Raw genomic sequence first — 18540 nt, 5'->3', positions numbered from 1 at the left:
GGGAATATGCTGCTGCCTCCGGAATACGCCGACAGACCGATCGGGGCAATGGATGGTTGGGGTGTCTGGCCGTGTTCGGTATATTGCATCTGGTTATGATACCGGTTACCATAAGTCATAAACAGAACTAAAGTGACGGGGAGGCAGCACAATTGTGCCTCGTCACAGCGGATCAGGTGCAGGATATGAAACACATGATATCACGCCGCGCCGTCCTTTCGGGGACGACGGGGTTAGGCGCTGCTGTCCTGTTATCCGGCTGTGACCGGGAAGGCAGCCGGGTTCTGACCTCCAGCGATACCCACCCCTCCGATTATCCGACGGTCCAGGCCGTGAATGAGATGGGGCGTCTGCTGGAGACACGCACAGGCGGGCGCCTGCGCATCCATGTCTATGCCGGCGGACAGTTGGGGGCCGAGCGCGACACGCTGGAAATCACCACCTTTGGCGGCCTGGACATGAACCGGGTCAATCTGGCGCCGCTGACCGCCATCGAGCCGATGACGGTGATCCCGTCATTGCCCTTCCTGTTCCGCTCTACCGCGCATATGCGTCAGGCCCTGGACGGGCCGGTGGGCCAGGCGATCCTGGACAGTCTGCGGCCCCACGGCATGGTCGGCTTGTGTTTTTATGACAGCGGCGAGCGCAGTTTCTACAACACCAAGCGCCCCATCCAGACGCCGGCTGATCTCAAGGGTCTGAAGATCCGGGTGCAGAATTCCGACCTGTTCGTGACGATGGTCAAGGCGCTGGGGGCGGATGCCACACCGATGGATGTGGGCGAGGTCTATCAGGCCCTGGTGCAGGGGGTGATTGACGGGGCGGAAAACAATCAACCGTCCTATTTCACCGGCCGGCATTTCGAGGCGGCACCATTCTACAGCCTGAGCCGGCATGTGATGGCCCCGGAAATCCTGGTCATGTCGATGGCGCGCTGGGAAAAACTGTCGCCGGCCGACCGTGATCTGGTGCAACAGACGGCGCGCGAATCCGTGCCCTTCATGCGCACCCTCTGGGACAAGCGGGTGGAGGATGCGACGGCCAAGCTGCTGGCCGGTGGGGTGAAGGTCAATGAGATCGCCGATATCGCGGCCTTCTCCGACCTGATGCGGCCGGTCTGGGACCGGTTTGTCACTTCGCCCGAACAGAAGCGGCTGGTGGCCGAAATTCAAGCGATGGGCGACAGCGCCGGCACACAGGGGGTCCCGGGATGAAAAACCTGGCAATCATCACACAATGGGCGTCCAACCTGCTGATCGCGCTGGCCGGGCTGGGCCTGGTGGCCATGACAGCCATCGTATCCTGGCAGGTGTTTGGTCGGTTTATTCTGAATTCCAGCCCATCCTGGTCCGAGCAGGCGGCCCTGACCTTGATGATCTGGTTCGTCACCCTGGCCGCTGCCGTGGGTGTGCGCGAAGGATTCCATATCCGCATCACGGCGGTGGAAGACGCCCTGCCGCCCACCGCCCGCCGGGGTATGCGCATCCTGGCCGATCTGGTGGTCGGCGCCATCGGTGCCGCCATGCTGTATTGGGGGGGTGAATTGGTGGCCCGCACCTGGGGCCACGTGATCCCGTCGCTGGGCCTGTCACGCGGTTTTGCCTATCTGGGCCTGCCCTTGGCGGGCGGCCTGATCGTTTTGTTCGCATTTGAACGTGTCCTGGTGGAACTGGGCGGGAAAAACGCCGCGGATAAGGAGATGGCCTGATGGAAATCGCAATCCTGGGCATCGCCCTGATTCTGCTGCTGATGCTGGGTGTGCCGGTGGCCTTCGCGCTGCTGGGCTCTGCCATCGCCTGTTTTCTGGCCCTCGACATTCCGCTGGTGGTGGTGTTTCAGCGTATGGCCTCGGGCATCAGCGTGTTTTCGCTGATGGCCATCCCCTTCTTCATCTTTGCCGGTGACCTGATGTACCGGTCGGGCATTGCCGAACAGCTTGTACGGGTGGCGGGTGCCGTTTTTGCCCCGGCGCGCGGCGGCCTGGGTCTGGTCAATGTCGGTGCCTCCACCCTGTTCGGTGCTGTTTCCGGCTCGGCCATCGCCAGTGCCAGCGCCATGGGTTCCACCTTGATCCCCTTGATGCGCGAAAGGGGTTATGACAGCGATTATGCGGTCAATGTCACGGTGACGGCGGCCATTGTCGGCCTGCTGATCCCGCCCTCGCACAATATGATCATCTATTCGGCTGCCAGCGGCATCGGTGTGTCGATCAGCGACCTGTTTCTGGCCGGTGTGGTGCCGGGCCTGCTGGCGGCAACATTGCTGGGGCTGGCGGCCTGGCTGGTGGCGCGGCGGCGGAACTATCCGACGGGCACATTCCCCGGTTTCCGCGCCCTGTTCAACGCCGCGATCTATGCCATGCCCGGCATCATGACGGCCGTGATCATCATGGGCGGCATCCTGTCGGGCATTTTCACGCCCACCGAATCCTCGGCCATCGCCGTGGTCTACACGATCCTGGTCGGTGCCCTGGTCTATCGTTCCCTGGGTCTGACCAAGTTCCTGGAGGCGGTGACCCAGTCGGTGCGGGTGACGGCCATGGTGCTGATGATCATCGGCGCGGCCACGGCCTTCGGCTATGCGCTGGCCATCATGGAAGCACCGGCGCAACTGGCCAATCTGATCACCACCCTGACCGATAACCCGATCCTGGTGCTGTTGATCATCAATATTGCCCTGCTGCTGCTGGGCACCTTCATGGACATGTCGCCCCTGATCGTGATCACCACACCCATCCTGCTGCCGGTGGCCATGCAGGTCGGGGTGGACCCGGTGCATTTCGGCATCATCATGATGCTCAATCTGGGCATTGGTCTGGTGACCCCGCCCGTGGGATCGGTGCTGTTCGTCGGCGCGGCGGTGGCCAAGATCAAGATCGAACAGGCGGTGAAGACCATTTTCCCCTTCTATGTCGCTCTGCTGATCACGCTGCTGCTGGTCACCTATGTGCCGGCCCTCTCGCTGGCCCTGCCGGGGATGTTCAAGTAACGGGGCAGGGCTTGACCAACAGCCCTTAAAAGGCGGAACCTTCCGGAACTACATAAATCCTTCTGTTGTTCCGGAGGGCCGCCGATGAGCGCCACGCCTGTTTCCCTTGGCCGGGAACTTCTGCCCAAGCTGGTCACCACCCTGCGCGAGGGTTATGGGCTGGCGGCGCTGCGGGCAGATGCCGTGGCCGGGCTGACGGTGGCCATTGTGGCGCTGCCGCTGGCCATGGCACTGGCGATTGCCTCGGGCACGACACCCGACAAGGGGTTGATCACCGCTGTGGTGGCCGGGTTCCTGATTTCTGTGCTGGGCGGCAGCCGGGTGCAGATCGGGGGACCGACGGGCGCCTTTGTGGTGGTTGTGGTCGGGGTGATCCACCAGCATGGTTATGATGGTCTGGTTCTGGCCACCCTGATGGCCGGGTTGATCCTGGTGGCAGCCGCCCTGCTGCGCCTGGGTCAGTGGATCAAATATATCCCGGAACCGGTGGTCACCGGCTTCACCACGGGTATCGCGGTCATCATCTTTTCCAGTCAGGTCAAGGATCTGCTGGGCCTGTCGATGGGGGCGGTGCCGGCGGACTTCATTGATAAATGGCCCGCCTTCTGGGCCGCGCGCGACAGTATCGGGGTGGCGGCCATCCTGGGGCTGGGGGCCTTGGCCCTGATCCTGGCCTTGCGCCGCTGGCTGCCGAAGGTCCCTGGTTTTCTGGTGGCGGTGGTGCTGGGCTCGATCCTGGCCTTTGCCCTGGGGCTGCCGGTGGAAACCATCGGATCGCGTTTTGGCGGCATTCCTGACCATCTGCCGATGCCAACCCTGCCGGTGATCACGGTGGAGCGGTTGACAACCCTGCTGCCGGCGGCCCTGACCATCGCCTTCCTGGCGGGGGTGGAATCGCTGTTGTCGGCGGTGGTGGCGGATGGGATGACGGGGCGGCGACACCGGCCCAATGCCGAATTGCTGGCCCAGGGGGTGGCCAATACCGCATCGGCCCTGGTCGGCGGGCTGCCGGCCACGGGGGCCATTGCCCGCACCGTCACCAATATCCGATCCGGCGCCCGTTCGCCCGTGTCGGGCATGTTGCATGCGGTATTCCTGCTGCTGTTCATGCTGGCTTTCAGCGGGCTGGCCGCCTATGTGCCGCTGGCGGTGCTGGCGGCCGTGCTGGTGGTGGTGGCCTGGAACATGAGCGACGCCGGCCGTTTCCTGCATCAGTTGCGCACCGCCCCGATCAGCGACCGGGTGGTGCTGCTGACCACCTTCATCCTGACCATCGTCATTGACCTGACGGTGGCGATCGAGGTGGGGGTGGTGATGGCGGCCCTGCTGTTCATGCACCGCATGTCGGAAACGGTGGCGGTGTCGGATGCCGGCGAACAGCCGGGTCTGACCGACGGTCTGCCTGCCGGGGTCGCCCTGTACCGGATTGACGGGCCGATGTTTTTCGGGGCCGCGCGCAAGCTGCTGGATGTGCTGGACCGTACCGGGGGGGCGCCGCGTGTGCTGATCCTGGATATGGGCGGTGTGCCGATGCTGGATGCGACGGGGGCAGATGCGCTGGCCACCCTGGTGGCGCGGGCCGACAGGCGCGGGGCGCATGTGGTGATGGCCGCCGTGCAGCGTCAACCGCTCAGCGTGCTGCATGGCCTGGGTCTGCGTCATCGCAAGGGGGCCGTAATCTTCGCCGGCGACAGGACACGGGCCAAGGCGGAGGCTGCGCATCTGCTGACCAAAGGGGCCGGCGGCCGTGTGGGAAGCAGCCCGGCGAGCGGGGCGGATTGACAGGCAAGCGGCTTTCGCGGTCAATGCCGCGCTTGTGCAGATGCCCATGCGGTTGAGCGATGACCAAGCTTGTTTACCTGTGTGACTGGTTGCCCCCCGATTTCGGCGCCGTTGGCCAATATGCCGTGATGCATTGTCGTGACCGCGCGGCCCTTGGCTATGATGTCACCCTGGTCGGCCTCACCTCCGGCAATCAGGCCAGCCTGGAAGAACAAGTGGTCGGCCCTGGCAGGGTCCGTACCTTGCGCCTGCCGGCCCCGCCGCTGGACCGGGCCAGCCTGGCCCGGCGTCTGGCCTGGACCGTGCGGACCAATGCCATGCTGATCGTGCGCGCCTGGAAATATCTGTCGGCGGCGGATGAGATCCTGTTCACAGGCTCTCCGCCCTTCCTGCTGCATTTCCTGGTGCCGCTGAATGTGGTTCTGCGCAAGAAGCTGATTTACCGGATTGCGGATTTTCATCCGGAATGCCTGATTGCCGCGCGCAACAGGCCGTCAAAACTGCTGGATGCGGCCCTGGCGCTTACCGTCTGGCTGCGCCGCCGGGTTCAGATGTTTGAGGCCTCGGGCGAGGACCAGGTGCGCCTGCTGCGCCATTACGGCATTCCGGCATCCAATATCGTGCTGAAACGTGACCCGCCGCCGGTAGAACTGACCGGCGATGAGGTGGCACTGCCGGTGCCGGAAGAACTGGCGGGCCGCAAGGTGCTGCTCTATTCCGGCAACTGGGGGGTGGCGCATGATACCGACACGTTCATCACCGCCTATATCCGCCATCACCGCACGGGCAGCGGCACTGTCGGCTTGTGGCTGAACGCGGTTGGGGCCGGTGCGGATGTGGTCGAAGAAAGGCTGCGGGCCGAGGGCTTGCCGGTGGTGCGGGGCCGGCCGGTCCCGTTTGGCGATCTGGGCCGGCTGCTGGTGACGCCGGATGCGCATCTGATCACCCTGCGCGATGGATTCGTGGCCTTTGTCATCCCGTCAAAGACCTATGGCTGCATCGCATCGGGCAAGGATGTGCTCTATATCGGCTCGCCCCTGTCTGACGTGGACCTGATCTGCCGTCAGGGCCAGCGCGACGGCCAGCGTTATATCCGTGCCGATGTCGGCGATGCCGAAGCGGTGTTTCAGGCCTTGGAGAGGCTGGGCTCGACCGCAGATTGATGCCACGGGTTCACAAGCCTGCCGCGACGCGGTAGAAGCACGGTTTGTTCGCCGCTGACGGGGCGCTCAGGCGGTTTCTTTAATGGTGATGGCCCGCCATCACCCGGAGAGTGGAAGCATGTCGCGTAAGGTTGCCTTGATCACCGGCGTCACCGGCCAGGATGGTGCCTATCTGTCTGAACTGCTGCTGGCCAAGGGCTATATCGTCCATGGGCTGAAGCGCCGATCCTCCTCGCTGAACACGGCCCGCATCGACCATCTGTATCAGGACATCCATGAAAAGGATGTGCGATTCCAGCTTCATTATGGCGACCTGACCGACAGCACCAACCTGATCCGCATTGTGCAGGAAACCCAGCCGGACGAGATTTACAATCTGGCCGCCCAATCCCATGTCCAGGTCAGCTTTGAGACCCCGGAATATACGGCCAATGCCGATGGGATTGGCACGCTGCGCCTGCTGGAAGCCATCCGCATCCTGAAGCGGGAAGACAAGACCCGTTTCTATCAGGCCTCGACCTCCGAACTGTATGGTCTGGTGCAGGAGACGCCGCAGCGGGAGACGACGCCGTTTTATCCGCGCAGCCCCTATGCCGCTGCCAAGCTCTATGCCTACTGGATCACGGTCAATTACCGCGAAGCCTATGGCATGCATGCCAGCAACGGCATCCTGTTCAACCATGAAAGCCCGATCCGGGGCGAAACCTTTGTGACCCGCAAGATCACCCGCGCCGTCGCTGCCATCCATCATGGCAAGCAGGATTGCCTGTATCTGGGCAATCTGGACGCCAAGCGCGACTGGGGCCATGCCCGCGACTATGTCGAGGGCATGTGGCGCATCCTGCAGCAGGAAAAGGCCGAGGATTACGTGCTGGCCACGGGCGAGACGCACACGGTGCGCGAGTTTGTGGAACGGGCCTTTGGCCATGTCGGCAAGACCATCGAATGGCGCGGCGAGGGGGTGGACGAGGTCGGTCTGGACGCCACAACGGGGGCGACCCTGGTCCGCATCGACCCGCGCTATTTCCGCCCGACCGAGGTCGACCTGCTGCTGGGCGATCCCACCAAGGCCAAGGCCAAGCTGAGCTGGACCCACACCACCTCCTTCCCCGATCTGGTGAAGGACATGGTGGAATCCGACGTGAAGTTGCTGGCCTGATCTGACGGGCTGGCATGGTTTTCGGCGAACCGTAAGCCGCGCGCCAGTGGTGACACCGTCGCCCGGCATGGGGCCGCAACAGACAAGGGTGCCGATGCACCCGCCCGGCATTTGAGGGAAAAGGAACCGATGATGAGCGACCACAAGCCCTATGATCTGACGGGCAAGCGCGTCTGGGTATCCGGCCATCGTGGCATGGTGGGGGGCGCCGTTGTCCGCCGTCTGCAATCCGAAGGCTGCACCATCCTGACGGCGGGTCGCGACACGCTGGACCTGACCCGTCAGGCGGCGGTGGAGGAGTGGGTCGCCGCCCACAAGCCGGACACGGTCATCATCGCGGCGGCCAAGGTGGGGGGCATCCTGGCCAATAACAGCTACCCGGCGGATTTCCTGTACGACAACCTGATGATCGAGACAAATATCGTCCAGGCGTCGTTCCGGGCCAATGTGGAAAAGCTGCTGTTCCTGGGATCATCCTGCATCTATCCCAAGCTGGCACCGCAGCCGATGACCGAGGATGCCCTGCTGACCGGCCCGCTGGAACCGACCAACGAATGGTATGCGATCGCCAAGATCGCCGGCATCAAGCTGTGCCAGGCCTACCGCAAGCAGCATGGTTGCGACTATATCGCGGCCATGCCGACCAACCTCTATGGCATTGGCGACAATTTCCATCCCCAGGCCAGCCATGTCCTGCCGGCCCTGATGTCCCGCCTGCATGACGCCAAGCGCGACAAGCTGTCCGAGGTTACCATCTGGGGTACCGGCAAACCGATGCGTGAATTCCTCTATGTCGATGATCTGGCCGACGGGTTGGTCCATCTTCTGAAGAATTACAGCGGACACGACCATGTGAATATCGGCACCGGTCAGGAAGTGTCGATCCGCACCTTGGCTGAACAGGTGGCGGCCACGGTCGGATGGCAGGGCCGTTTTATCTTTGACGCGACCAAACCCGACGGCACCCCGCGCAAACTGATGGATAACAGCAAGCTGGCGCGGCTGGGCTGGACCGCCCGCACCAGCCTGGCAGAGGGTCTGCGCCTTACCTATGACTGGTTCCTGGACCAGGAAACCAAAGGCGGGCTGCGCGGCATCGGACATTGATGATCCGTTCACGGCCACTGCCCTCGCCGGTGTTCGCTTTCCTGGCACCGGCGATGTCCAGTTCTGCCCGGACATCCCGTCCCAGAAGTGCGCAGAACGCGCCGCCGCCCCTTCTGTAACCATCTGAAACAGACATGGGCCAGCGCAGGCCTTGATGAACAGGTGTTGCCGGCGCGTATTTCCGCCACTGGAAACCCGTTTTATCTTTCCCCAGCCCCGGCCCTGTTTGCGGTCATGGTCGGGCGTTTCATCACGGATACGACCATTGCCCCTATAAATGGCGCAGAATAAGGAAATTGATATATAAAATATAATGGGTAATATACCCGACGCCAGGGATTGACGTTGTGGGGTGCAGAACAGCGCCCGCAGGGGGTGAATGGTGGACACAAAGCAGGAGACACAGTTCACCATCGGCAACCGCCGTTCGTTCTTTGGTGCCGCGCTTAGTGTCGGGGCCGGTCTGGGTCTCGGGACAGGTCTGGCACGGGCCGGCAGCCAGCAGAACCCCATCAGTTGGGTTCACGGCACCAGCGCCACCGTTGCCGATGCCCAGGGGTTGGAGCGTGATCGGGTGGAGGGAAATGCCCGGATCGTGAACGGCCGGTCCTGGTCGGATGTTCAACTGCATTTCGCCGTTCCGGCGCCGGTGTTGGATACAGGCGCCGCGCTGCCGGTGGCGGCCGTCTGGGTCCGGTTCAGGGCGCAGAAAGGCGCGCGAATCCAATCCCTTACTGTGCATGATTGTGAACGCACCCTGACCCGTCGTGAAAAATTGGATATCCACCAGACGGCGTGGGGGGACGTGCGTATCGCCCTTGACCCTTCATGTCTTGTGGCCCGCAGTCTGGGTCTGACGCTTGAATGCGCTTTCGCCGACATTGCCCGCCAGATCGAGATCAGTGCGGTCGGCTGCGAGTTTGAAATGAGGGTTTGAACGCGCCATCACGCGGGGTCCGAACACTCCGTAAAGGGAAGAAATATGGCTGACTTTTCTCAGTTTCTGCCCATTGTCCTGCGGAATGAGGGAGGGTGGGTCGATAATCCCCATGATCCGGGAGGGGCGACCAACAAGGGCATCACCTTCTATACATTCAAAAAGTATGCGCATTTGTTGAATATGGCGCCAACGCTGGCCAATCTTAAGAAAATGACCGACGAGCAGGCTGGTCGGATTTATAAAGTGGAATATTGGGACCCGATCTTTGGTGATGAGATACAATATCAGAATCTGGCCAACATATTCTGTGACTTCCATGTCAATGCTGGATATCACGCCATTGAGTTATTTGTGAAAATCCTGAACACGCTTGGCAATAATTATCACCCCAGCCGGTTGACGCGGCGGATCATGAGCTCGCTCAATGATCACGACTCCACCGAAGTCTATATGGAGTATAAGTCAGGGCGGATCAGTTATTACCGTGAACTGGCACAGGAGCATCCTGTTCTGCGCGTTTTTCTGAAGGGGTGGATTGCGCGCGTCAATTCGTTTCCGGATGTCGTGGTGCCGGGACGCACGACGCCCGCCTGTGAAACCGGCAATTGAGCAGGAGCGGCCCCGATGACAGATCCGGACCACGACCATGAACCCGACAAGAGCGACCCTGCCACCGCAGGGGCAGCAAAGAGCGGCCCGCCGGCCGAACCCGCCCTGATTTCCTTGCCGGCTCTGCTGGAAACGGTTCACGCGTCCGTCGTTACCCAGGTGCGTCAGGCCTGTGATAGTTCGTTGGAACACCTTCTGGCCCGTTATTTCCCATTGGACCCGCAAACAGGCCGCATGACCCCCAAGACGGTCCAGGTACCGTTGCCCGGCCCCAATGGCACCCCCATCCTGCGCGAGGTGCCGCTTTTTCTGCTGGCCAATCATCATGATGTGGCCGTGGAGAATTTTGTTATCCGCCTGAAAACCGGTCTGCATGAGAAGACCGGGCCGGACGGTGCGTCCTTGCTGATGCTGGATCTGGCCAATGCCGGTGGAGAAAAACAGGCTACCGCTGAGGTGGAGATCCAGTTTCGTGGCAGTTCATCGGCCCAGGGCATTGCCCGCATCAACGAGGCCATTGTCAAACAGATCGGCGGGGAGGAGCGATGACCAGCCCGGCGCCCGGCGCCCGCAATATGATCGTCGTTTTGCTGGTGCGGCTGGCTGCGGTGCATGTGGTCTCGATTTATGCCTGTGTGTTTACCGTCATCCACTGGCTACGTGATGTGCCAATTCACGATAGTTGGGCCATCGGCGTGATTGGTTTTCTGCTGTTGTTCCTGGCCATCGGCGTCATGATCACCGGCAGAGCCCTTGGGTTTTTCAGCACAGCCCAGCATCGTTTCAGCGTGGATTGGTTGCCCTTGCTGCTGATCTGGCCGCTGGGCCTGTCGATCTGGGCCTGTATCGCCCTGGGGCTGAGCAGTGCGCAGACCAGACAGGAAATGGCCAACGGCATCGCCCTGCCATTGATGATCCTGGCGGCGACCGTGCCCCCCTTGCTGCTGGGGCGGATACCATCCTGGCCACAGCCGCGCAAATCGTGGCACAAATTGCTGGACGGGCACTATGCCCTGGCCAGCCTGGCCGCAGCAGTGACAGTGTTTCTGGCTGTTCAATCAGCGCTGACGCTGCAACCCGTGTCCGGCAACCCTGCGCCGACAATGGTGGTGTCCAAACCGGCGGCAAGCGCCAACAGCCAAGCGGCGGCGCAGCCGGGGTTTGTCTGTGACCCGGCAAAGGCGGGTCAGCCCGACCCTGAGGATGAGGAAGGGGAGAACCAATGCCCCCCGCCCCGCACCAATGCCCCATCAGCGGCAGGTGTCGCGCCACAAACCATTCCGGTTCCGCCCGCAGCAACCGCCAGCGTTCAGCGCCCGATTGATCAGCATGCGTCGTCCTGGGGCGCCATATGGATGCTGATCAGCGGGGCACTGCTGGGCGGGGGGCGGCTGTTGGCGGCCAAACGGGCCGGGGGGGCGGGCAGTGCCGACCTGTCGGCCGCGCTGTCCACGCTGCAGGTACCGGAGCAAGGAAAACAGTTGGCGGGCCAGTTGTTGTCAGCCGCCCAGACGGAGGTTAAGGCCCAGGCCGGGTCATGGTTGCGCAATAGCGGCCTTCCGAATGCCGATCTGCTGGCGACGATCATGGGCAAGTTCCTGGGCACCGGTTCGTCCCCACCACCCGCCGGTGACGCAGCCGCTACCCCGCCCTCCTTGCTGGCGGTCGCGTCCGCTGCGCCACCGGCGCCGGACCCTACCACGGCCGGGCCAGTGTCGGTCGCGGCCGGTCCTGCAAGCGCGCCGCCGTCACTGTCCCAACCCGTCGCCCCCCCGCCCGCACCGTTGGCTGCACCTCCCCCCCCGCCCCCGCCCCCGGCCCCGCCGCCCGCCGATGACGGGGTGAGCAAGGCCTTGCAGGAACGGGTGAAGGGAATGGATAGCGCCCTGGCGAAACAACAGGATACGGCCGCCAAACTGCAATCCAGCGTCGGCGCATTGCAGGACAAGCTGGACAAACAATCCGAGGCCATGGCGCAGGTCATGGCGGAATCCCAGCGTGCAGCAGAAGAAAGTCGCCGTACGATCGACAGCCTGACCCGGCTGGTGCAAAGCATGAAGGCGGATCTGGATCGATTGTCGCGCAATCAGATCGAGGGTCGCTGACCCCTGCGGTCAGGTGCCCTGCATGGCACGATGGCCCATCACATCTGCTTCCCGCTCCAGTGTGGGGCTGTCATTGATGCTGGTGCCGTTGACCGTTGCCGTCGGTTTGACCCGACCTTGGCTTTGCTGCACCACATGCCAGGCTTCGTGGGGCAGATGTTTTTCCTGACCGCTGGCCAGATGGATATCCCGGCCCTGGGCATAGGCATGGGCCTGCATGGCCTGCGGCTTGGACGAGTTGTAATGGACCCGCACACCAGCCATCGACACGCCTGAAAGTCTTTCGATGCCATGCGCCAGTTGTTGAGGCAGGCCGCCGCGCGAGCGTTCATCCTTCAACTGTCGGGGAAGGGTGTCCCCGCGCCGGTCCTGAAGGACCGTTGACGCTAAGGCGGTGTGTCCTGTCTTTGCGGCGTGCTGCTTGGTCAGCGATACAAAATCGGCCATCGCCCTATCTCCATTGCAGGCTTTTGCTGTCTTTCGCCAATTCGCGCCGCAGCGCGTCGATCAGGTTCGTGCGGGAGATCACCTTGCTGTTGGTCGCGGCCGCAGTCAGCGTGACGGCGCGCAGGACATTGATCACCGCCCCGCCCGCAACCTCGGCGCGTTCCGCAAGCTCATTCAAGTCGATGTCCGGCGCCAGATCGACACTGCCGGCAAAGGCGGCCTGCCAGAGGCGCAGACGCTCTGCCGGGCCCGGCATCGGGAACTGGATCATGGACTGGAATCGACGGGTAAAGGCTTCATCCATATTGGCCCGCAGATTGGTGGACAGGATCACCACCCCAGGGAAATCTTCGATCCGTTGCAGAAGGTAAGCGGTCTGCTGATTGGCGTGGCGGTCATTCGACGTGCTGGCGGTGGTCCGCTTGCCGAACAGCGCGTCGGCCTCGTCAAAAAACAGCAGCCAGTCACGATATTGCGCCACATCGAACACGCGGCCCAGATTTTTCTCGGTCTCCCCGATATATTTGGACACAACCATGGAGGCATCGACGCGATAGACCTCGCGGTTGGTCACCTTGCCCAGAAGGCAGGCGGACAGGGTCTTGCCAGTTCCCGGCGGGCCGAAAAACAGGGCGCGATAGCCCGGTTTGATCTTGTCCGCCAATCGGTATTCGGTCAGGACGCGCTGCCCATAGGTCAGCCAGAGGCGTATTTCGTTTAACTGCGCCATGGTCTGCGGGTCGAGTACCAGATCGTTCCAGCCCTGGGCGCAGTGGATCGGACGGGCCGGGAAATCATGCTCCGTTTCCGGTCGTGCCGGTTCCCCCGTCAACAGATAGTGAAGCCACGCCTCTGACAGGCGCAAGGGGCTGGCAATCTGCGGCAGACGATCACTGTCCCCATCCAGTCGCAGCATCTGTTCCCGCATGAGCCGGTGGTTCCGGTCGGTCAGATGGTGATAATCAGCCCAAGCATCGCGATTGCCCGCGGACAGCACAAAGGCCAGCGTCTGTCCGGTCGGCAGAAACCCCCGGGATGCCCCCTCGTTCATGCCGCCGAATTCCGTCAGCACTCGCCCGGTTTGGCTGCTGGTCAGAAGCAGGATGTCCAGCATTTGCGGTCGCAGATGCGGGGCCAGTGTCAGGGCCAGCGCGATCCGTTCAGGCACGCCCAGACCCCATTCCGTCACCAGTCGGCCAAGGGCCGACGGTGTCTGCCCGATATCGGGCGGGGGATGTCGATGCAAAACCCAGGGGTCCGGGTCCGCCGAAAGATAAGTTTCCACCTGCGCCTGCAGGATGGTGGCAAACCAGTCCAGTTCCTGGTCCAAGGCCCGCAGATTGACCGAGAGTTCCGTCACACCGGACATACCCGTAACTGCCAATATTGGTTACGGTTGCCCGCATCCTTTTTCCACAGTTTCGCCGCCCCGCCCTGCTGGTTGTTGCCCCCGGAATCCAGCACATAGGGGCCAGCACCCGGCCCAAACTGGATGGAAAGGGACAGGCCGATATTCTGCACAAAGCAACTGCCATCACCACGGTCGGTGACCTGCCATAATTGTGTCTGGCGTTGCGGGATATCGGTGTTCAGATAGACCAGACACCCACAGGCATCGGGAAAGACGCCGTTAACTTCATGCTGATCGGGCAGGTTGACATCCAGACAGAAGGCAGTGGCCTTGCCCGTTGCGTCCAGCAGATAGAGGCGACCGCCCTCCCGCTTCTGGACCCAGGCATTGGTGCCGGAATTGCCATGCAAGGGATGTTTGGTGACCAGAACATTGGCACCGGCCACGGGCACCTCCAGCAACATGTCCGTTTGACCATCATTCCAGATCAGTTGGAACGGGGTGCCGGGGGTGTAGGCGCTCAACGCATCTCTCCGTAGCCGCGTCTGATGTCAACACAGTCATATGATAAATTAAACAAACATCACTCGCAATGCGGGCTGTGCCGACAGCAAAAATATAACCATAAATAAAATTATGGCCTATGCCCGAAAACGTTTGCATCGCTGATGCCGGCTGGATACGCTTTTAATGTCAGGCGCCCGGAAGGAACCGAACATGCGTTGTCTATCCGCTATGATGCTGGTCATTCTGTTTGGGATTACGCCGGCTTACGCTGATGACTGTGAGAATGCTGTTGATCAGGCCGCGATGAACACATGTGCTGCTGAAGCCTACGCCCAGGCGGACAAGCAGTTGAATGAGCGCTATAAGGAGGTCATGGCCACGCTGGACCCCGCGCGCCAGGACGCCTTAAAGCAGGCGCAACGCGACTGGATCAAATATCGTGATAGCCACTGCAAGGCCGAAGCGGCCGCGGTACAGGGTGGAACCATGTATGGTGCGGTATTAAATGCCTGCCTGGCGGAAACGACGAAGGATAGGGTTGAGAAGTTAAAATAACAACGTCTATCGAAATTTGTTAGCTTTCATATGTAAATTTTGTTGTCGACCCGCTAATGTCTCTTAAGCCAGCCCAATCATCGTTCAGTTCAGATACTCTAGAATGTGGTTTCAGTGCCAACCCATGGCTGAAGGCCGCAGCATTGCGTTGCTCTGCCTTTACATAATCATTGTCATCAGGGTTGGCTGTTTCCATATCATTAGGTTTTTTGAGGTGAGATACAACCGTAAACGACCGTAAATTGCTCACTTTATTGGTGTGCATGTTCCAGTCCCCGATCTCACCCGTTAACTTATCAATGGTGCCGCCACCAATCTCAGCATCAACATAATAATATGTCGGTGTCTGGTCATTCCATACCTTATTTTTTACATCATTCTCCGCCGTTTTCAGATGAACGGCATTTGCTGCTTTTGTCAGCGGGAACAGGTTTGCATTCATGGCAGTCCCACCAAGATTATCGTTTAACAGGTGCCCCTTCACCGCCCCTGCGGCATTGATATTGTTTTGGGATTTAATCCAACTCATCATATCGTCCTGATCGCTGTTCAAAGCCGCAGATTGGCCTTGCAACGGATAGGCCGGGTCCAGGAAAGCAATCATGGTTTCGCCAACAAGCGTTTGCTGTTTATTGCCCCACTTATAGTATTGACCTTTGTTGGTGACTTTACTTTTTAACTGGTGCGGCGTTTTATCATGCTTCCGATTGTCAGTCAGTTGCGTTGGCTGAACGCCACTTCGATAATCTATTAGTGATAATTTCGTATTATTGTTTCTATGTTTATTATTATTCACTGATCTGAGTTGATATGGAACGAAACCCATCTCTATCTCCATCAATTACCGCTGCTGTGCTGATGTTGTCGTATATAGGGATGCTTTTTTCTCTTCTGCCTGATTTTATTATTCTTTTCTCAAGGTCGATTACCCATTGCCTGTGGCACCGGCATTTTTACAGGCGGGCGGTGATATGGGATCAAGGTCATCAGCACAGCCAGAAACGCGGTTATTCATCACAGGGCCGTCACGCCGCCTTTGCATCCACCGCCATCACCGCCGCCAGACCGGCCTGTAATGACGCGAGCCTTGCCTTCGCGGTGGCCAGGGCCGCATTGGCGTGGTCAAGCTGGGCCGTGGCATTGGTGCTGACCGCAAGGGCGGCGTTGTAATGATCGGCGCTGCGTTGATACAGCCGTTCGAGATGGCCCAGAACACCGGCCTCATGATGTTTGCCGGGTTGCAGGTCATGACGCAGGTGATCGGCCTGTGACCGGGCCAGATCCAGCGTGCCGCGTGTGACGGACAGGCCAGCGCTTGCGGTCAGGCAGCTATCCTGGGCAACAAGGGCAAGCGCCACCACATTGGCACAGTCGCCGGCAGCCCGGCTTAACTGGTCGATCAGCGTATCCGGGATCAGCGGGTTCGACGCCTTCTGTTTGTTGGCCAGTTGGCCCGCCTTCTCCAGCAGATTGATGACAAAGGTCAGTTGACGCAGCAGGTCCGCCTCGGCGTCGGCCACATTGGTCAGGCTTTCATCCACCGCCGTCACCTGGTGGTGGGATTCCAGGCAGGCGCCGGCAAGCCCGTTGGCGGCGGATTGCGCCGACTGGGCCTGGTTCAAGGTTGCCAGGGCGGTGGCACGGGCAGTATCGGCCTCGGTCAACCGGTCCTGGAAATGCTGGGCCCGGGCTGACAGATTGTCGATGACGGTCTGCCGGGTCACCACTTCGCGCTGCAAGCGGGCGACAGCGTCGGTGAGGGCGTTAATCTCGGCCTGTTTTAACTGGGCGATGTCGGGGATCATGAAGGGGGTCATGGCGGTCTCCTGTGAGCATGGGATTGGTTTCGGCGGGCGTCGTCGCCGAACCCGCGGCACGGCCTGGATGTTTCAGGTGCAATGCCAGACATGGTGAAGCCGGGTCAGGGTGTCTTGCCAACCTGACGCATCAGACCCGCGCAGCGTGGCCAGAATGACCGGCGCATACCGATGACCCGGCAGAAGCGGATTGCCGAAACAGTCCTTGTTTTCCGGGGTGATATCGACGGCGTACCACAGGATGCTGTCCTGCTGGAGGCTTGCGGGCGGCGTTGCCCCCGCTGGCGGATCGGCAAGCGGCTGTGCCTGCACATAATTGGCCGGCGCGACACCGCGCGCGGTGTCCACCGTAAAATAGGGCGGCAGGAGGTCCTTGCGGGCCGGATCGGCAAGGGCATTGTCGATCGCTTCATCAATCAGAATGCAGCGCAGGTCCAATTTCGAACCGATCTGGCTCTCCTGCTGGGCGGCCTTGGCCATCAGACGGCCCAGTTCCGGCAGCAACCGTCGCAGGCTGCCCAATTCTGCCAGGGTGTTTGTCGGTTCCGGCGTCGTGTCCAGCAAGGTCAGCAGCACGCTGACACTGGCATTGCCGCCACCGGACCTGCCAGCCCGTAACGCCGCGATATCGGCCTTGAGCAGGGCAACAAACGGCGGCACCACAGCATCAAGCGCCAGGGCCAGGTCCGGGGGCAGGATCGCGCCATTGGCCTGGAGCCACGCCGCCAGCTCATCCAGTTCCGCGGCTCCCTCCTCCAACGCTGAAAGCAGCGGGCCCGACGATCCGCCGGCCTGTCCGTCATCGGCAACAGCCAAAAGCAACTGCTGCTGGCCCTGTCCAACCCCCGCAAAGACGGGTCCCGGCAGGGGGGTCAATGGGGTGAACGGCGCACTGGAAAGGGAGAGATAGTCGCCGAAATTGCCCAGATAGCGCTTATATTCAACACTGGGTTCGATATAGAGAAAGGCCGTGTAGGCCGTGTCACTGGTGATGGTGTTTCCATAGACATCCCGTTTCAGCGACAAAACCGTTTCCCCCGGATCGACCGGGGTAAAATTGCCCGGAACCCCGTCCCACTTGCTGAACAACTGCGCGGCGCGATCGGTGCTGAACGGGGCGGCAAGGTTCTGTGGAACAATGGCCAGGAAGATCTTGGGCTTTGGCGATGGCGGCATCGGCCGGTCGCCGGTGGCCACTGGTGCCTTGAATGGCGTAAAATAGACCTTGATCTGTTTTGCCGTCAGAACATCAACCCGCAGATCCATGTTGGCGTATCGGCGGGCATTGGTCAGCATGGTCGACATTGTTTCGTGCCGCGCCACCGTCTCGCGCAGCACATTGTGGGCCGAGAATTCATCCGCCAGGGCGGTGTTGAGGGCCGTTTCGTCATTATTGACGGCGGCCACCTTTGTATCCAGGCTCGCCTGGACCTGGGTCAGCAGATCGCCAAGCCGGGCCTGCACACCCGCACCCTGATCTGTCAGCGCGCCGACAATGCTTTCGGCGCATTTGCTTGACACTTCGGTTCCTTTCAACGCCAGAAACCGGGCCTGGTTGGCAACACGGTTAAGGTTGGTGTTGACGCGGGCGATCTGGTGATAAAGCTCGGTATCGTAAAGGGCGGCGCTGGCCACGTTCAAGGCGGCGCCGATGGTCGATGCCAGTTGCATGATGGCATCGGCGCTGGATTGCAGGTTCTTTGCCGCCGTCGCCGTGTTGGTGATGGCACTGTCGCTGCCGCTCTTGGCCAGAACCAGCGTATTGTAAAGGGCGGTTGCCTGGTCGTGGGCGCGCCTGGCACCGTGATGAACGGTGCGGCGTTCGTCGCGGTGACGTTGATCGGCTTCCAACCGGTCACGGGCGGCCAGCACCGCCCCCTTGGCATGGTAAAGGTCCGCTTCGGCTTGGGATCGCCCATGCAGCAAGGCGGCTTGCTGGTCGGCCAACGCGCCGAGGCTTCGGGTCAGGCTCTCACGCAGATTGTCATCATAACTGTTCATCGTGCTTCC

The 18540-nt window shown here is 61.2% G+C and carries 18 protein-coding genes; 12 read left to right on the top strand and 6 right to left on the bottom strand.

Features of this window, described 5'->3' with window-relative positions; genetic code table 11:
* Positions 1–194: 194 nt before the first annotated feature.
* The 11 genes from CHU95_RS05370 (at position 195) to CHU95_RS22335 (ending at position 11853) form a co-directional block, all read left to right on the top strand.
* Positions 195–1214 (top strand): TRAP transporter substrate-binding protein, encoded by a 1020-nt coding sequence (locus tag CHU95_RS05370; RefSeq protein ID WP_094454619.1) that lies wholly within the window; start codon positions 195–197, stop codon positions 1212–1214.
* On the top strand, positions 1211–1708 hold the full coding sequence (locus tag CHU95_RS05365) for a TRAP transporter small permease (protein ID WP_094454485.1): 498 nt from the start codon (positions 1211–1213) through the stop codon (positions 1706–1708). The genes CHU95_RS05370 and CHU95_RS05365 overlap by 4 nt, the downstream gene beginning before the upstream one ends.
* Entirely contained in the window at positions 1708–2988 is a 1281-nt protein-coding gene (locus CHU95_RS05360) for a TRAP transporter large permease (protein WP_094454483.1), read from the top strand. Before CHU95_RS05365 ends, CHU95_RS05360 begins: the two co-directional genes overlap by 1 nt.
* A gap of 84 nt (positions 2989–3072) precedes the next feature.
* Positions 3073–4770, top strand: coding sequence for a SulP family inorganic anion transporter (locus CHU95_RS05355; protein WP_094454481.1), 1698 nt, complete (start codon positions 3073–3075; stop codon positions 4768–4770).
* 59 nt (positions 4771–4829) lie between these two features.
* On the top strand, positions 4830–5933 hold the full coding sequence (locus tag CHU95_RS05350; RefSeq protein WP_094454479.1) for a glycosyltransferase family protein: 1104 nt from the start codon (positions 4830–4832) through the stop codon (positions 5931–5933).
* A 118-nt stretch (positions 5934–6051) separates the two neighbouring features.
* Positions 6052–7092 (top strand): GDP-mannose 4,6-dehydratase, encoded by a 1041-nt coding sequence (gmd, locus tag CHU95_RS05345; protein ID WP_094454477.1) that lies wholly within the window; start codon positions 6052–6054, stop codon positions 7090–7092.
* Positions 7093–7224: 132 nt separating this feature from the next.
* A complete protein-coding gene (gene fcl, locus CHU95_RS05340) occupies positions 7225–8199 on the top strand; it encodes a GDP-L-fucose synthase (protein WP_281255149.1) in 975 nt (324 codons plus the stop codon).
* 379 nt (positions 8200–8578) lie between these two features.
* A complete protein-coding gene (locus tag CHU95_RS05330) occupies positions 8579–9136 on the top strand; it encodes a DUF6623 family protein (protein ID WP_094454471.1) in 558 nt (185 codons plus the stop codon).
* A 45-nt stretch (positions 9137–9181) separates the two neighbouring features.
* A complete protein-coding gene (locus CHU95_RS05325) occupies positions 9182–9748 on the top strand; it encodes a glycoside hydrolase family 108 protein (RefSeq protein ID WP_094454469.1) in 567 nt (188 codons plus the stop codon).
* A gap of 15 nt (positions 9749–9763) precedes the next feature.
* On the top strand, positions 9764–10297 hold the full coding sequence (locus tag CHU95_RS05320; protein ID WP_094454467.1) for a hypothetical protein: 534 nt from the start codon (positions 9764–9766) through the stop codon (positions 10295–10297).
* Positions 10294–11853 (top strand): hypothetical protein, encoded by a 1560-nt coding sequence (locus CHU95_RS22335; RefSeq protein ID WP_094454465.1) that lies wholly within the window; start codon positions 10294–10296, stop codon positions 11851–11853. Before CHU95_RS05320 ends, CHU95_RS22335 begins: the two co-directional genes overlap by 4 nt.
* A gap of 9 nt (positions 11854–11862) precedes the next feature.
* On the opposite strand, the gene CHU95_RS05310 is transcribed toward CHU95_RS22335, so the two are convergent.
* The 3 genes from CHU95_RS05310 to CHU95_RS05300 are packed head-to-tail and all read right to left on the bottom strand — an operon-like array spanning position 11863 to position 14175.
* Entirely contained in the window at positions 11863–12300 is a 438-nt protein-coding gene (locus CHU95_RS05310; RefSeq protein WP_094454463.1) for an eCIS core domain-containing protein, read from the bottom strand.
* A 4-nt stretch (positions 12301–12304) separates the two neighbouring features.
* The gene (locus tag CHU95_RS05305) at positions 12305–13669 is read right to left on the bottom strand and encodes an ATP-binding protein (RefSeq protein WP_094454461.1); all 1365 of its coding nucleotides are present in this window, start codon (positions 13667–13669) and stop codon (positions 12305–12307) included.
* Complete coding sequence (locus tag CHU95_RS05300; RefSeq protein ID WP_094454459.1) at positions 13657–14175, bottom strand: hypothetical protein; 519 nt, start codon at positions 14173–14175, stop codon at positions 13657–13659. The genes CHU95_RS05305 and CHU95_RS05300 overlap by 13 nt, the downstream gene beginning before the upstream one ends.
* A 193-nt stretch (positions 14176–14368) precedes the next feature.
* On the opposite strand from CHU95_RS05300, the gene CHU95_RS05295 reads away from it, so the two are divergent.
* Positions 14369–14713, top strand: a complete 345-nt coding sequence (locus CHU95_RS05295; protein ID WP_165772025.1) for a lysozyme inhibitor LprI family protein — start codon at positions 14369–14371, stop codon at positions 14711–14713.
* A gap of 19 nt (positions 14714–14732) precedes the next feature.
* Here CHU95_RS05295 and CHU95_RS05290 read toward each other — a convergent pair whose 3' ends face one another.
* The 3 genes from CHU95_RS05290 to CHU95_RS05280 all read right to left on the bottom strand — a co-directional run bounded on the left by CHU95_RS05290 (position 14733) and on the right by CHU95_RS05280 (position 18531).
* Positions 14733–15539, bottom strand: a complete 807-nt coding sequence (locus CHU95_RS05290) for a hypothetical protein (protein WP_133065438.1) — start codon at positions 15537–15539, stop codon at positions 14733–14735.
* A 199-nt stretch (positions 15540–15738) separates the two neighbouring features.
* Positions 15739–16530 carry a hypothetical protein gene (locus CHU95_RS05285; RefSeq protein WP_094454453.1) on the bottom strand — a complete coding sequence of 264 codons (792 nt, stop codon included), beginning with the start codon at positions 16528–16530 and terminating at the stop codon, positions 15739–15741.
* A gap of 72 nt (positions 16531–16602) precedes the next feature.
* Positions 16603–18531, bottom strand: a complete 1929-nt coding sequence (locus CHU95_RS05280) for a hypothetical protein (protein WP_094454451.1) — start codon at positions 18529–18531, stop codon at positions 16603–16605.
* Positions 18532–18540: the final 9 nt, after the last annotated feature.

It is taken from the genome of Niveispirillum lacus (genome assembly GCF_002251795.1).
GTDB lineage: Bacteria > Pseudomonadota > Alphaproteobacteria > Azospirillales > Azospirillaceae > Niveispirillum > Niveispirillum lacus.
This window is presented reverse-complemented; position numbering and strand designations above follow the sequence as displayed.